Genomic DNA, 14,266 nt, shown 5'->3' with positions numbered 1-14,266 from the left:
TTCGAACCTCCGGATCCAGCATCTGCGGTAGCCTCGACAGACCTGCAGCATGAAGTTGCATCATCCCACCCCTGAGCTCTCCAAGGATGATGGCTGAAATCTCGCCTTCGACCGGCGCCGAAGACACGCTGCGACCCATCGACCGTGCAGCGAGCTGACAGACTTGCGATGTGTAAGGATGTCATCCTGCAGCTGTGAGCTTTGACCAGATCAGAGCATAACGATGCAGATCAGGCGGCGATCACGAGCGCAATTATCGCGATCGCACATGCGATACCCAAAACGTTGAAGCCCAACGAAACGAATTCGCTGAGTTGGTGCAGGTGATGACGAGGGTGCTCGGCAGTGCCCAGCACTGCAACAGCTCCTCCCATCATCCAACATGTCAATGTCAACGCACCGAAAAGCAGAGCCAGATTCATCACGACACTCATTCTAATCTTTACGGTCCTTCGAACCGGCGCATCCTCGCTTTGTTCCCGCCTCAGCGTGTCATCCGATTTTGTACAACGCGTGAAAATTTGCCGGACGCGAACACGACCTCGACGGCAGGGCGCGGCGAGGGCGCAATTTCTCCGTGAAGGTTCTGAGTCTGCGCTGAAAAACTCAACCTTTGATAATCTTCCCCAGGCGTCAGCACCTCACCCATTTTGGTGATGGAACCAAACTGCTTAGCCGTGGTTCGGCGGGCTTTCACGGTCTCGAAGCATAAGGGAAATCCTTTGAACGAGCTGCACCATGAATTCCAGCTGCGAAGAGATTTTCTGCCGAGAGCCGAGGAGGACGGGTGGCCTCAACCTGGACCCGCGGCATTGCCGGTGGACAGCCCACCGGTCCTGCAAACACCGCTGTCGCCCCGCCCGTTAGTGGTTGATCTCGACGGCACCCTCGTTCGATCGGACCTGCTGATCGAAACTGTCTTCTCGGAGCTTAGCCGCCGGCCCCTTTCCATCGTCGATTTCGTCAGTTCGCTGTCCGCCGGAAAAGCGTGTCTGAAGCACCGCCTTTCTCAACCAGCGGATTTCGACCCGGCTATTCTTCCCTATGACGCGGAAGTGCTGAACGTCATCAAGGCCGCACGGGAGGAGGGACGATCGGTTTACCTCGCTTCTGCAACCCACGAACGCCTGGTTTGCACGGTTGCCGACCACCTTGGCCTTTTCGCCGGCTGGTTTGCAACGAACGAGACGATGAACTGTGTCGGCGAGGCGAAGGCGGCAAAGCTCGTCGCCGCCTTCGGGGAGGGGGGCTTCGACTATATCGGCAATGACCCGGCCGACTTGTCAGTCTGGCGCCACGCCGCAAAGTCCTATGCCATAAGGACATCGGCGGCAGTTGCTCGAGAGCTTTCGCGCCAATGCGACAACGTCGAGCACCTTAGTCACGACAGACCGACATGGCGGATTTGGACGCGCTCGTTGCGGGTGCATCAATACGTCAAGAACGGGTTGGTTTTTATCCCGCTACTGACAAATCAACTCTTTGACCTCCATAGCCTTACGAATGCCGGCCTGGCTCTGGCGGCTTTTTCGCTTTGTGCCTCGGGCGTTTATCTCCTGAACGACTTGGTCGATCTGCAGGACGACCGCCGTCATAAAACCAAATGCCGCAGACCGCTTGCCTGTGGCGAGATCCCGCTGTTGCACGCTCTGTTGGCAATCCCGATCCTGCTTTTGCTGTCGCTTACGGTGGCCGCCATGGTGTCGCCCGTCTTCGTGCTCGTACTCGCGGGTTATTTCGCCTTGACCACCGCCTACTCGTTCTTCCTCAAGCGGAAGATGATCCTGGACGTGGTGGCTCTCGCCTCTCTTTACACCACGCGGGTGATCGGCGGCGCTGCCGCCGTCTCGGTGTGGCCATCTCCCTGGCTGCTTGCCTTCATGATGAGCTGGTTTCTCTCGCTCGCTTTGGTGAAGCGATACACCGAGCTCATTTCACGCCGCGCCGCGCACCTGCCGGATTCCAAGAGCCGCGACTACAGGAAGGCGGATATTGGGATGGTGGGCGCCCTGGCAGCTGGAGCGGGAATGAACGCGCTGACGTTATTTGCCCTCTATGCCGCAAGCGACAGTGCCCAAGACATCTACACCAGGCCAGCCATGCTGTGGTTGGCCGGACCGATCCTTGCCTGCTGGATTGCCCGCATCCTTATGCTCGCCCACCGAGGACAGATGCATGACGATCCAGTCGTCTTCGCGATCAAGGACAAGGTCAGCCTCGTCACGCTCGGCGTCGCCGGCGTACTTGTCATTGCCGCAATGTGAGGTGGCCGAATGGCTCGTCAGTCCTCAGAGCGAAGCACTTCCGCGGGCCTCGCAACCCGCTACCTCGCCTTCGCCATGCTCTCCACCGCCGCCAACTTCGCGGTCCAGGCCACTGTCATGCAGCTGGCGCCGTCGCCGAACCTTATGCCTTCGATGCTCGCAGGGACCGCTGCCGGCTTCGGCTTGAAATATCTCCTCGACAAAAAATGGATATTCTTCGACGGCTACACGTCGCACGGCGACGAGATGCTGAAGGTGGCGCTTTACGGCCTGTTCAGTGTTCTGACGACGCTCATATTCTGGGGGTTTGAAATTACTTTTTGGACGGTGTGGAAGACGGAGCTCGCAAAATACACCGGCGGAGCGCTCGGCTTGGCGATCGGCTATATTTCCAAATACGCGTTGGACCGGAAATTCGTCTTCAAACCAGAGGAGGCGTAACAAACTCATGGAGGGCTGGGGACGCTATCCGCGCCATGAAAGCCAGGCAATCGACTGCAAGCGGCCGGAGGCGCTTGCAGGCACCGTGGCCGCTCGCATGGGACTGATCGGCCGCGGAAATGGGCGTTCATACGGTGACGCGGCGATCGGCGAACACTCCACCCTGATGTGCCGTGGACTGAGCCGAATGCGGAGCTTCGATCCGAACGATGCGACGCTGACCGTGGAAGGGGGCGTAATGCTCTCGGATATTCTGCGCGCTTTTGTTCCGAGAGGCTATTTTCCGCCTGTGGTGCCGGGCACGAAATATGTCACGGTCGGCGGGATGATTGCCTCTGACGTGCACGGCAAGAACCATCATCGCGACGGCGGGTTCGGTGACCATGTCAGCGAGATCAAGCTGGTGGTCGCCAGCGGAGAGACCCTCACCTGTAGCCGCGGGCGCAACGCCGATCTTTTCTTCGCGACGGTCGGTGGTATGGGTATGACCGGGATCATCGCGGAAGCGACTTTCCGTTTGAGACCGATTGAATCCGCCTGGATCGCGCAAAAGACGATCGTCACGGAAAATCTTGGCGAGGCGTTGAAGGCGCTGCAGCAGACCGAGGATGTCACCTATTCGGTCGCCTGGATCGATTGCCTTTCGCAAGGCGCCTCTCTTGGACGCTCGCTGATCTTTGCCGGCGAACACGCGACGCTGGACCAGGTCGGCGGCATGCCGGGCGTAGATCGCTTTGCAGCGAAAAACGCAGGGATGTTTTCACTGCCATTCGATCTGCCGCAATGGGTGCTCAACAAAACAAGCGTAACAGCCTTCAACGAGATCTATTTCCGGGCGGGAGCGCGAAAGGCGGCCAAGACCTCGCTGGTCCACTGGGATAAATACTTCTTTCCACTGGACGGCATCCTCGAATGGAACCGGCTTTATGGCAGGCGGGGCTTTCTGCAGCATCAGTGCGTGGTTCCAGCCGAGGACGCGCTTCCAGTCCTGAGCGGCATGCTCGAGCGTTTTGCGCGTTCGGGAAAAGGCTCCTTTCTTGCCGTTCTGAAGAAGCTAGGGGGCGGAAGCGGGCTGCTGTCCTTTCCTGCGCCGGGCTACACGCTGGCACTCGACCTTCCCGTCACGCAGGAGGTGTTCCGGCTGCTCGACGAAATCGATGAGCTGGTTGTCAAGGCAGGAGGGCGGCTCTATCTCGCCAAGGATGCACGACAGTCACGTCACACATTCGAGGCTGGCTACCCTCGGTTGGCTGCGTTCAAGGAGCTACGCAAGGCAACGGGCGCCGATCGTCACTTTAATTCCCGCTTGGCAAAGAGGCTCGGCATATGAAGGGGATCGGCAAGACCCTGCTCCTGATAGGCGGGACATCGGATATCGGTCGCGCGACGGCGCTGATCTATGCCGAGGCGGGATGGGACGTGCTTCTGACCGGACGAAAGCGCTCTGCCGTACAACGCGAGGCCGACGACATCAGCGCGCGGACCGGCGCTAATGTCCTAGTTCACGAACTCGACATCCTCGCTACAAGCCGCTTTGAAGATTTCGTGGGCGCCGTTTCGCCTCTGCCCGACACGGCGGTCTGCGTCGTTGGCGAACTGGGCGAGCAGTCTCGCGCCGAACGGGAACTTGAGCATGCCGCCATGATCATGCGGACGAACTTTGAAGGGCCAGCTTTGCTTCTTGGCCTTCTGGCGGAACGTTTTGCGGCGAGAGGATCCGGAACCATCGTCGGCATTAGTTCCGTCGCCGGCGATCGCGGACGCGCGTCCAACTATGTCTATGGCGCCGGCAAAGCCGGGCTGACCGCCTTCTTGTCCGGCCTGAGGAACCGGCTGTCCGGGTCCGGGGTGCGCGTGCTCACCGTGAAGCCCGGTTTCGTTCGGACACGCATGACGCATGGCATGAAGCTCCCGCCGCTTCTCACCGCCGAACCTCGGGAGGTCGCGCAGAAGATCTTTACTGTCGCCGAGGGAAGCAGAGGCGGGGACGTGGTCTATGTCAGACGAATATGGCGACCGCTGATGACGGCGATCCGGTCAATCCCGGAGCCGATCTTCAAGAGGTTGCGGCTGTGACGGAACCAGGCAATCACGCCGCGTACGCGGTCATCGGAACGGGAGCAGGCGCCAGCAAGCGACCGGCGGCGAGGATACGGCGGCTGCGCGCGGCGGAAGGTTTGATCATCCTGACAGCATTGGTCTCTGCGGCCATGCTTGCCTTGCCGGGAAGGACCATCAACGCCGCCTTTATCAATGACGTGCTGGTCTTTATCGACGGTGCGCACCGCATCACATTCGGTCAGGTGCCGAACCGCGATTTCCACACGGCGCTCGGGCCACTCGTCTTTTATCTTCCGGCGGCTGGATACCAACTGACGGGGAATTTCGGTGCTGCGATACCGGTTGGAATGGCTATCGTTGTCGTCGCCTTCATCCCCGCAATGATCCGCATTCTTGTGTCTCGCCTCAACCCGTCATTGGCGGCCGCGCTCGGCATATTCCTCATTCTCATCCTCGCGGCGCCTATCAATCTCGGCAGTTCCATCTGGTATCCTTCGTTCGCGATGTTCTATAATCGCATCGGTTGGGTCGCGCTCGGCTTGCTGCTGGTGATGTATCTGACGCCGCAGCCCGCGCGCGGGCGCAACGATGCCGCCGATGCTCTTGCCGCTGTCTTTCTTCTGCTCGTCTCATTCTACATCAAGGCGACTTACGGGCTCGCCGGAACCGCCTTTCTCCTTGTCATCCTGTTGGATCGGCAGCAGCGCCGCTGGGTCGTGACTGCCCTGCTGCTGACGGGGCTGGCCATGATCGCCATCGAGTTCTTCTGGCGCGGAACCATTCAGCATATAGAGGATCTGCGGGCGGCGGCGCGTGTCAGCGGCGGCCATGACGTCGCCAGCATCCTGAAGAACCTGCGTGAGAACCTTTCCGACCTCATCGTGTTTGCGGCCTTCGCCTTGGTCGCCATCTGGCAAACCGGCAGCTTCCGCGATTTTCTCTTCTCCGGGTTCTGCATAGGCGCCGGCCTGGCGATCATCAATCAGAACGCCCACAGCTGGGGCATTATCACGCTCTACTGCGGCGCAGTCGCTCTGGTGCAGAAAGCCGCCTGGCCTCAGCAAGGCGATGACGGGAGAAGGACAGGAGGCTTGGCTCTTCCTGCCGGGGCTCTTCCGCTGCTCGCGGCCTTATTCCTGTCGCCGCCGATCGTACATCACGCCGCTGCCCTCATTCTGCATACATCGCTTGCGGCTGAGAAAGCTGGTCAATCGCTCGGGCTGCCACGTTTTGACGATGTTCGGGAAATCGATCCGCCTGGCGGCGAACCTGACTTCATAAGGCGCTATCTCGACGACATCGTAACCGGGGGGGCGCTGCTGCAGGCGTTGCCCGTACTACCCGAACGCGTTTTTGTGCTTGATTTCGTCAATCCATTTTCAGCCGGCCTCGGAATTCGCCCGCCTACCGGTGACTCCGCCTGGTTTCACTGGAACCGCAATATCAACGAGAAGGCCTACATCCCACCGGAAGTGCTCTTTGCGGATGTAAAGATCGTCATGGTGCCTAAAACCGGTATCAACAGCCTGCCCTTGCAGGAGCTGTACGGCCCCTTTCTTTCGGCTCGGTTCGAGGTCGTTCAGAAGACATCGGAGTGGACGGTCTACCAGTGGCGTCAGGCGAAGGTGCAAAGCGAGGTGAAGTGACTGTGCAAGGGGGAGACGGCGCATCGCGCCCGGCGTCACGGTTGAGTTGGTCGCAGGCTGTCATCTTCGGCACGGGTTTCGTTCTCGCCTGCCTTCTCGCTCTGCCCGGCCAAACGGCGACGACCAAGTACGTCAACGACCTCTTCGTTTTCCTGGATGGTGCTCATCGCATCGTACATGGCCAGGTGCCGAATGTGGATTTCCATTCGCCACTCGGGCCGCTGACATTTTACATTCCCGCCGCCGGCTATGGCTTGTCGGGCAATATGGGCGGCGCGATGCCGGCTGGAATGGCGATAGTGGTTCTCCTGCTTGCGGCTATCGCCGCGGAAATCGTGGGCAGCCGGATGCATATGGCGTTCGGACTGCCGCTTGCGATCTTCCTGCTCTTGATAGCTGCGGTTCCCGCAAATCCGGGCGAGCGGATAGGGGAGCTGACCTTTGCCATGTTCTACAACCGGATTGGATGGGCGTCGCTGGGCTTACTGCTGGTGATGTATTTGCCTCGCTTGCCGGCCTCCGGGAGTAGCAAGGCCGTCGACGCCGCATGCGCCAGTCTCCTTGTGTTGCTGATGCTCTACACCAAGATCACCTATGGCGTCGTAGGGCTTGGCTTCCTTTTGTTCATGCTTTTCGATCGTCGCCAGATCGGTTGGGTGAGGTTGGCGCTCGGGATGATCGCTTTCAGCGTTATCGCGACTGAAATCATCTGGGGCGGCGGGTTCAACTACCTTGCTGACCTTGGCCTTTCAGCAAAAAACAGCGGCGGCGTTCTCACGTTGACCGCCCTCGGTCACTTGGTACGGAACAATCACGCCGACCTTCTTGTGTATCTGACGGTCGTGCTCGTCGTTCTCAACCTGACGCCGAGTTATCGGCATTTGCTCTTCGTTGCCTTCTGCGGCACAACCGGAATCCTCTTGATCGGGCAGAATTTCCAGACCGTCGGGATTCTGACGTTGGGTGCGGGCGCCGCCGTCATTACGGAAAGCCTCTTTCGCGCCAAGCTGCTCTCCCGATACGGGAAGGCGCGGTTCGCCCTGCCATTACTCCTAGGGTTCCTGTTGTTGCCCTCCGCCGTCTGCAACGCTGCATCGCTCGCAATTCATGCCTATTATGCTGCCGGCGGCCGAGGCAAACCGATCCCGCTGCCGGCGTTTTCTGAGATCGGGCTCGTTGAGATGTGGAGCGCCGGCCAATACGAATACTTCGAGAGATACAACAGGACATTGGCTGACGCTTCGGCTGCCCTGTCGCAACTGATGTCTGCTGACGAGCGCGTCGCGGTTCTCGATTTCGTCAATCCCTTCTCCGCCGGCCTGGGGCTGACACCGCCGGTGGGCGACAGCGTGTGGTATCATTGGGGGCGAACTCTTGGACCGGATGATCATCCGGCCGCGGAAGAGATGTTCGCCGACGTTGACCTTATCCTCGATCCGAAATGGCCGATCGAAATCTGGACGGGTAACGGCCTGCGCGACCTTTATGCCCACTATATCGCCCGCCACTATGTGCTGGTGCGGGAGACGGCCGATTGGCGCATTTATCGGCGAAAGGCTTTCTGAGTCGGTGCGGTCTGTTGTTTCAGCTCCGCGATGATTAGGCCGATGAGCATCAGCACGAGCGCCCAGGCGTAAATGGATCCTGCCGTCAGTTGGCCCAAGCTGGGAGCCCCAGCCAGGGCAAAGGCCCAGATCGCCAGCAGCGGGAGCTCCAAACCGCCGGCCGGTCTGTAGCAGCGCGGCCCGGTCGTCGCGACTTACGACAGCCTCCTGATGGTGGCGTAAATAATGTTGCGATTGGCCCCGAACCAGACTGTCTTTTCAACCGTATTTTCCGCCGCACCGGCATTGGCTATACGCCACATGTCGGCATTGGATCGCTGGAGGAGCTCCCAGTTCATGTAGGATTCCATGTATCCGTCATCCGCCATCTCATCGGAGAAGTTGGCAAATAGAAAGACGCCGCCCGGTTTCAGCATTTCCATGCAAATCTGCGTGAGCCGGATTGCCACTTTATCGGCAAGGTAATCGTACAGCCCTGCTGCGTAGATCAGATCGAAGGTGCCAAGCTGATGCTTTCGCGCGAGCAAGCCGCGCACGGATCCGTCGATAGGCTCTACAGAAGTCCCATGGAATTGGCTGGCGATCGAGCCAATACTTTGGGGGTCCTGATCAAGAGCAACCCAGCGTTTAAGGCGGCCTTCTGCCAATGCTTTTGATGTCTCCGCCTCCCGGAGGTGGCCGGCGGCGATGGCCAGCACCTCGGTATCCGAACCCGTTCGCGCAGCGGTGTCATCGACGTAGCGGGTCAGGATGTCGCGACGTTCCCTGACCGCTACCGGGCCGGGCGCGTTGATCGTGTATTCAAAGATATCCAGCCCGAGAAGGGTGGATCTGGCCACTTGTTCGGCCACCGCCGGATGGCCATAAATAAAGTCGATAAGACCGGCATCACCGGAATAGCCGCGAGGTTTTTCAAAGGACCAACGAGTGAACGGGCACTGCTGCAGGATCTTTGCCGAGGGATGGGCCTGAATAAATGGGATGAGCTTCTGCCATACAGCAGCACCGAATTTTTGACGGACGTCATGAAGCTGACCAATTAACCACTTGACTGCGCCAGGCAGGTCTTTCCCGGCACCGAACCGCTGCATTGCAATGTTGATGACAATCGCAAACTCAGCTTCTGCAGTCCGCAGCAGGTCCTTTTCATTATCGTGGTGAGGTGAGGGGAACTGATTGCTAACGGACTGCGGTGTAATCAAGCTTTGGCCATCAAGGGAAAAGAGGGGCTGAGCCACGGAAACCTCATTGGGGATAAAGATCTAAACATTGAATAAAATCTTCATCATTCTTTTAAGGTCAAGCGTCAAGGTTGGAACGCGGCCTCAGCGCACGCTTTAATTTTAGAAAATATTAGTGAACCCGACAGATACTCTGCCCGCTTGTGGCTCGGGGGAGCCTTATCGGTTGATGTGGAGTCTGCGCAGGGCTATCCAGCATCAGCCAGCAGTCTGCGTAGGGCAACTGTGGCAATATGTTGGGTGGCAGGGGCATGATGCACGTGTTAGCCGAGACCGCAGTCGCCACAATAAGGCCGATGCTGTCGCCAGAACAGTTGCGCCGTCTTTATAAGCAGAAGAGCGAGAGCGGCCGAAAGACCGCTACGCGCAACGGCCTCTGGATAGCGGTGGCCGCTTACCTTGCATACTCTTTCACCGATTATCTCTTTCTTGGCGACGTGGTCCGGTACACGATCGCCGGTCGATTGGCGGTTGGCGCCGGTGCGCTGTGCGTGTTGGAACTCTTGCTCTACTGCAAGGCAAAAGCCGATACGGTCGATATGGCTGCGGCGGTGTCCGTGCTGGCAGCTTATCTTGTCTGGCTTCTCACCGCTCAGATGACCACGGTCACGGACGCCTTTTCATACTATATGGTTTTTGGCTCGATCTTTATGATGAGCGTCAACCTGTTCTTCAGTTTCCGGTTTCCGCTAGCTCTTGCGGCCTCCGTAACGAACATGCTCATCTTCATCGGCGCCCTCTGTTTGTTCGCGCCGATGCTGCTTCTTCATAAGCTGATCCTCGGTGCGTTCTGCATTTCTTGCTTTATTTTTACCTCTTACGTGAACCTTCAACTCAACAGAGAGCGCTATAAAGTCTTCCTGAATGCTCTTGAAGCGAGTTTGCAGCAAGCTGCTGCCGACGAAAGAGGTAGGGCTCTTTTGCATCTCTCGAACACCGACTCGTTGACCGGGCTGGAAAATCGCCGGGCGATTGATCAACGTCTGCGTGACTACTGGCAACGCTGGCAGGACCATAGGGCGCCCTTTGCCGTCCTGCTTATCGATGTCGATTATTTCAAACACTATAACGACTGCTACGGCCATCAAGAAGGTGACCGGTGCCTTGTCGCTGTCTCGCAGCTTCTCCAAAGCGTGGCCTCGTCCTGGGGCTCGATTATCGGGCGATACGGAGGTGAGGAATTCATCGTCATCACGCCAATGCCGAATTCGCAAAGAGCGACCGACCTGGCAGAAGCAATTTGTGCTGACGTCCGAGCGTTGGCCTGGCCACACGAGCACAGGCGGGACGGGACCGCCGTAATCACCGTGAGTGTCGGCGTGTCCTATACGCGGGATGAGACCAAACAGGTCGACAAGGTCGTCCATGAAGCCGATCGCGCGCTTTATGCCGCCAAGGCAACGGGTCGCAACACCCTCGTGGTCTTCGATCCCGAAGACCCGCAGAGTAGCGATGACAGCGAGGATATAGCCGCGACGTTGAAAATTGCGATTGAACACGGGCTTGTCTCACTCGTCTATCAGCCGATCCGCAACATTCAGACAGGCAAGACGGACGGCGTTGAAGCTTTGATGCGTTTGAGGATGTTGGACGGGACGCAGATACCACCTGCTATGTTTATTCCAGTTGCGGAAAGGACAGGTTCGATTGTTGAACTCGGCCGGTGGGCAATCCGCACCGTTTGCCGAGACCTGTTGGCAACCGGCTTGGTGCAAGTTGCCAGCGTCAACGTTTCGCCGATTGAACTTAAAATGCCAGGTTTCGCCAGCTATGTCGCTGCGACGCTCGCAGAATTCGGCGTGACGGGTGCTCGGCTTGCTTTCGAAATTACAGAAGGCGTTGAGCTGGAAATCGACCAGACCGTGGTTCGTTGCATCAGCGACCTGAGAAAGCTAGGCGCTCAAGTCTGGCTGGACGACTTCGGCACAGGGTTTGCCGGGCTCTCGTGGCTTCGCCTCATAGAATTCGACACAGTCAAGATCGATCGATCCTTCCTCCATGATTGCAACACGGAAAAAGGGAAGCGGATGTTGCTTGACATCATCAGCCTGCTGCGCAATCGCGGCGTAAGGATACTCATTGAAGGCGTTGAGACCATTGAACATCAGCGGCTGATGCAGCAGTACGGAATCAACCAGATCCAAGGATATTACATCGGACGGCCCGCGTCGGCAGCTCAGCTTGAATCTGACAACGTGCTGCCGTTCGGCCTGGTCAGGAAGGTTTGATTCCGAATGTCTATTTCGGAATAGGCCATATGTTATGTTGGTCACGGCGGCAGACGCCCGTGGGCGGATGGAGGGCTGCACGGCACTCCCCTCGCTTTGAGATGCGTTCGACCTAGAAAATCTCCAGCACCGGACTTTCCACCACCTTCCCCGTCACCACATCCGCAATCCCCCGGTCCGTTAGGTGCGGACCCGCATTGCAGGCGAGTGTTGCGCCGAAACAGGCCTTGAAGACGCGGTAGGGTGGCTTCCAGTCGACGATTTTGTCCATGGCCTTGCGGATTTCGGCAAAGGCTGAGGCGGTGTCCTTCAGTGAGGCGTCGGTGACGAGGCCGGAGAGCGGGAGCGCCAGGATCGACTGGATTACGCCGTCCTTGGCGACTGCCATGCCGCCGCCGGCTGCTATGACGGCGTTGGCGGCGAGCGCCATGTCGGCCGCATTGCCGCCGAAGACGGTGAGGTTGTGGCTATCATGCGAAACGGTGGTGCAGAAGGCGCCGCGCCATTCGCCCCAGCCGGTGAGAAAGCCGATGCGCGGGGTGCCTCCGGCCTTTCCGTGGCGATGGGCGACGGCGATCATGGCGCTGCCGGCCGGCGGCACGACGAAGCCGTCTTGGACTTCCGTTTCGGCTTCGCCCCATTGCGTGAAGCGCGGACGGTCGATGGTAGCGATGCGGACGCGCGCGCCCTTCGCAGGGACGCGGAAATCATTCTCCGTCAGCGGCGGTAGCTTGATGGAGTTGACGAGCGGCGCCGTATCGAGCGGCTGAACGGCCGCCTCCATGCTGCCGTTGCGGGCGACGATGCGGCCGTCTGATATGACGAGGCGTGCTCGGAATTCCGTGAGATCCTCGAAGAGAACGAGATCGGCGCGGCGGCCCGAGGCGACAAGGCCGAGATCGGAACGCTTCAGCCGCTCAGCGGCGTTGAAGGTCGCGGCCCGCAGTGCCCATTCCGGTTTCATGCCGTAGCGCACCAGGCGGCGGGCGACATCGTCGAGGCCGCCGCTTTGGTAGAGTTCATCGGGAAAGACGTCGTCGGTACAGAGCGTAACGGTGGGGGGCAGCTGGCCGAGACCGTTCAGCACCTCGACGAATTCCTGCAAGAGATGATCGTGAGAGCCGCGCAGCTCGATCGTCAGGCCGGCGGAAAGCTTGGCGGCGAGATCGGCGCCGGAGGTGAGTTCGTGGTCCGAGGTGACGCCCGCTGCCATGAAGGCGTTGAGGTCAGCGCCTTCGAGGCCCCGAGCATGGCCGCAGACGAGCTTGCCGGAGGCAAGGCCAGAGTTGACGATAGCGCTCATGCGTGGATCGCCGTCGATGACGCCGCGCATGTTCATGACTTCGGCAACGCCGCCGACAGCGGGTGAACGCAGCATCTCGGCAACGACGGCGGCATCGAAATCGGCGCCGGCAAGTTCCAGGCCCGGTGCAGACGGCACGCAGGAGGGGGCGAGCAGGATCATGCGCAGCGGCAATGCACGTGCCGCCTCGATCGCCCAGCGCACGCCGTCGAGGCCATGGACGTTGCCGAATTCATGCGGATCCCAGACGGCCGTCGTGACACCGCGCGCCAGCACGGCGCTTGCATATTCTGCCGGTGTCACCATCGAGCTTTCGACATGCATGTGCGTATCGATCAGGCCCGGCGTCAGGGTGGCGCCGGTCGCATCGATGATCTCGATGGCATCCGTTCGGCTTGCCGGCGTATGGACGCTTGCGATGAGCGCGCCGACGAGGCCGATATCAGCCTCCCGGATCAGGCCTGTCACCGCATCGAGCAGCCGGCCGCCGGTGATGAGCATATCAAAGGGAGCGTCGCCGCGGGCGGCGGCAACTGCCCGGGCGCGCAATTCGGGATCGTTGAGATCGAAAGGTTCCTGACGAGGAATGGCGTTCATTTGCGGGCCTCGTTGACCAAAGCGGCGAGAATGATGGTACGCGCCTTCTCGACGTCGATATCGGCGGCGAATTGGGCGTTGAAGGTCGCATGCGTGGCGCGGGTCTCGACGACGGTGCGGCCACGGGTGAGGGCGCCCTGCAGTTCGACGTCGATGCGGGCGGGGCGGAAGCTAACGATATCGGGGGCGACGAAAGCCACGGCGGCTGAGGGATCGTAAATTGCCATGCCGGGACGACCACGGCTGGTGCCGATGCCTATATAACCGGCGAACATGTCGGCGATCAGTTCGGCATTGGCGCCGCCGGCACTGCGCACCGGCTCGGCATCTTCGGGCCTTGCAACTATCTTGCGGCAGAGATCGAGATCGACCATACGCAACGGCAGGCCATGGGCGATAACAATTGCCAGCGCCTCGGGATCGGCGAGCGCGTTGAACTCGGCAGAGGCCGTATGGTTGCCCGATGTGACGCCGCCGCCCATCCAGACGATGTCGGTGATGCGCGCGGCAAGATCGGGGCGGGCGAGCGCCACGGCGGCGATATTGGTGAGCGGCCCGAGCGCCAGGATGCGGTGGGGTCCGTCGCCGTCGAGCCAGCGGCAGAGCGCGGTGAAGGCATCGCTCTCGGCACTGGGAGGGGCCTTCGGCAGACTGGTGCCTGACGTCGGAATGCCGGTTTCGCCGAGGATCGCCTGGGCGGTTTCGGGCTTGCCGAGAACAGGTGCTGCACGACCGGTATGGACGGGGAACGTCCAGCCGAAGGCGCTGGCGGCGCCTGCGGCATTCGCCCGCACCTGCGGCAGCGGCGTATTGCCGAAGACCAGCGAGACGCCGTCGATCTGATATTTCGACTGCGCCACCACCAGAATGGCGGCGATGTCGTCGAAGCCCATGTCGGTATCGATCCATGCACCCATGAT

At 59.8% G+C, this 14,266-nt stretch carries 11 protein-coding genes; 7 read left to right on the top strand and 4 right to left on the bottom strand.

Going from position 1 to position 14,266, the window contains the following annotated elements:
* Positions 1-230: 230 nt before the first annotated feature.
* Complete coding sequence (locus NL154_RS17355) at positions 231-434, bottom strand: hypothetical protein (protein ID WP_221123010.1); 204 nt, start codon at positions 432-434, stop codon at positions 231-233.
* 288 nt (positions 435-722) lie between these two features.
* On the opposite strand from NL154_RS17355, the gene NL154_RS17350 reads away from it, so the two are divergent.
* Genes NL154_RS17350 through NL154_RS17325 form a run of 6 tightly spaced genes read left to right on the top strand, consistent with a single transcriptional unit; the run spans position 723 to position 7,977 of the window.
* On the top strand, positions 723-2,264 hold the full coding sequence (locus NL154_RS17350; protein WP_210629971.1) for a UbiA family prenyltransferase: 1,542 nt from the start codon (positions 723-725) through the stop codon (positions 2,262-2,264).
* A 9-nt stretch (positions 2,265-2,273) separates the two neighbouring features.
* Positions 2,274-2,705, top strand: a complete 432-nt coding sequence (locus NL154_RS17345; protein ID WP_210629972.1) for a GtrA family protein — start codon at positions 2,274-2,276, stop codon at positions 2,703-2,705.
* Positions 2,706-2,712: 7 nt separating this feature from the next.
* Positions 2,713-4,035 (top strand): FAD-binding oxidoreductase, encoded by a 1,323-nt coding sequence (locus NL154_RS17340; protein ID WP_210631565.1) that lies wholly within the window; start codon positions 2,713-2,715, stop codon positions 4,033-4,035.
* A complete protein-coding gene (locus NL154_RS17335; protein ID WP_210629973.1) occupies positions 4,032-4,781 on the top strand; it encodes an SDR family oxidoreductase in 750 nt (249 codons plus the stop codon). Before NL154_RS17340 ends, NL154_RS17335 begins: the two co-directional genes overlap by 4 nt.
* Positions 4,715-6,412 carry a hypothetical protein gene (locus tag NL154_RS17330; protein ID WP_434733110.1) on the top strand — a complete coding sequence of 566 codons (1,698 nt, stop codon included), beginning with the start codon at positions 4,715-4,717 and terminating at the stop codon, positions 6,410-6,412. Before NL154_RS17335 ends, NL154_RS17330 begins: the two co-directional genes overlap by 67 nt.
* A 41-nt stretch (positions 6,413-6,453) precedes the next feature.
* Positions 6,454-7,977 carry a hypothetical protein gene (locus tag NL154_RS17325; protein WP_434733109.1) on the top strand — a complete coding sequence of 508 codons (1,524 nt, stop codon included), beginning with the start codon at positions 6,454-6,456 and terminating at the stop codon, positions 7,975-7,977.
* Positions 7,978-8,171: 194 nt separating this feature from the next.
* Here the strand turns inward: NL154_RS17325 and NL154_RS17320 are convergent, their stop codons facing one another.
* The gene (locus tag NL154_RS17320; RefSeq protein ID WP_210629974.1) at positions 8,172-9,215 is read right to left on the bottom strand and encodes a class I SAM-dependent methyltransferase; all 1,044 of its coding nucleotides are present in this window, start codon (positions 9,213-9,215) and stop codon (positions 8,172-8,174) included.
* A gap of 254 nt (positions 9,216-9,469) precedes the next feature.
* On the opposite strand from NL154_RS17320, the gene NL154_RS17315 reads away from it, so the two are divergent.
* On the top strand, positions 9,470-11,446 hold the full coding sequence (locus NL154_RS17315; RefSeq protein WP_434733108.1) for a putative bifunctional diguanylate cyclase/phosphodiesterase: 1,977 nt from the start codon (positions 9,470-9,472) through the stop codon (positions 11,444-11,446).
* Between the two features lie 112 nt (positions 11,447-11,558).
* Here the strand turns inward: NL154_RS17315 and NL154_RS17310 are convergent, their stop codons facing one another.
* Positions 11,559-13,346, bottom strand: a complete 1,788-nt coding sequence (locus tag NL154_RS17310) for an adenine deaminase (RefSeq protein ID WP_434733107.1) — start codon at positions 13,344-13,346, stop codon at positions 11,559-11,561.
* Positions 13,343-14,263: a nucleoside hydrolase gene (locus NL154_RS17305; RefSeq protein WP_210629976.1), complete on the bottom strand. Its 921-nt coding sequence runs from the start codon at positions 14,261-14,263 to the stop codon at positions 13,343-13,345. The genes NL154_RS17310 and NL154_RS17305 overlap by 4 nt, the downstream gene beginning before the upstream one ends.
* Positions 14,264-14,266 lie beyond the last annotated feature (3 nt).

It is taken from the genome of Rhizobium sp. YTUHZ044, from assembly GCF_051123975.1.
GTDB lineage: Bacteria > Pseudomonadota > Alphaproteobacteria > Rhizobiales > Rhizobiaceae > Rhizobium.
This window is presented reverse-complemented; position numbering and strand designations above follow the sequence as displayed.

Excerpts from the sequence above, each read along its gene's own strand:
- NL154_RS17315 (WP_434733108.1), top strand. The coding sequence starts at position 9,470 with ATGATGCACGTGTTAGCCGAGACCGCAGTCGCCACAATAAGGCCGATG.
- NL154_RS17330 (WP_434733110.1), top strand. The coding sequence starts at position 4,715 with ATGGCGACCGCTGATGACGGCGATCCGGTCAATCCCGGAGCCGATCTT.
- NL154_RS17305 (WP_210629976.1), bottom strand. The coding sequence starts at position 14,263 with ATGGGTGCATGGATCGATACCGACATGGGCTTCGACGACATCGCCGCC.
- NL154_RS17335 (WP_210629973.1), top strand. The coding sequence starts at position 4,032 with ATGAAGGGGATCGGCAAGACCCTGCTCCTGATAGGCGGGACATCGGAT.
- NL154_RS17310 (WP_434733107.1), bottom strand. The coding sequence starts at position 13,346 with ATGAACGCCATTCCTCGTCAGGAACCTTTCGATCTCAACGATCCCGAA.
- NL154_RS17355 (WP_221123010.1), bottom strand. The coding sequence starts at position 434 with ATGAGTGTCGTGATGAATCTGGCTCTGCTTTTCGGTGCGTTGACATTG.
- NL154_RS17345 (WP_210629972.1), top strand. The coding sequence starts at position 2,274 with ATGGCTCGTCAGTCCTCAGAGCGAAGCACTTCCGCGGGCCTCGCAACC.
- NL154_RS17340 (WP_210631565.1), top strand. The coding sequence starts at position 2,713 with ATGGAGGGCTGGGGACGCTATCCGCGCCATGAAAGCCAGGCAATCGAC.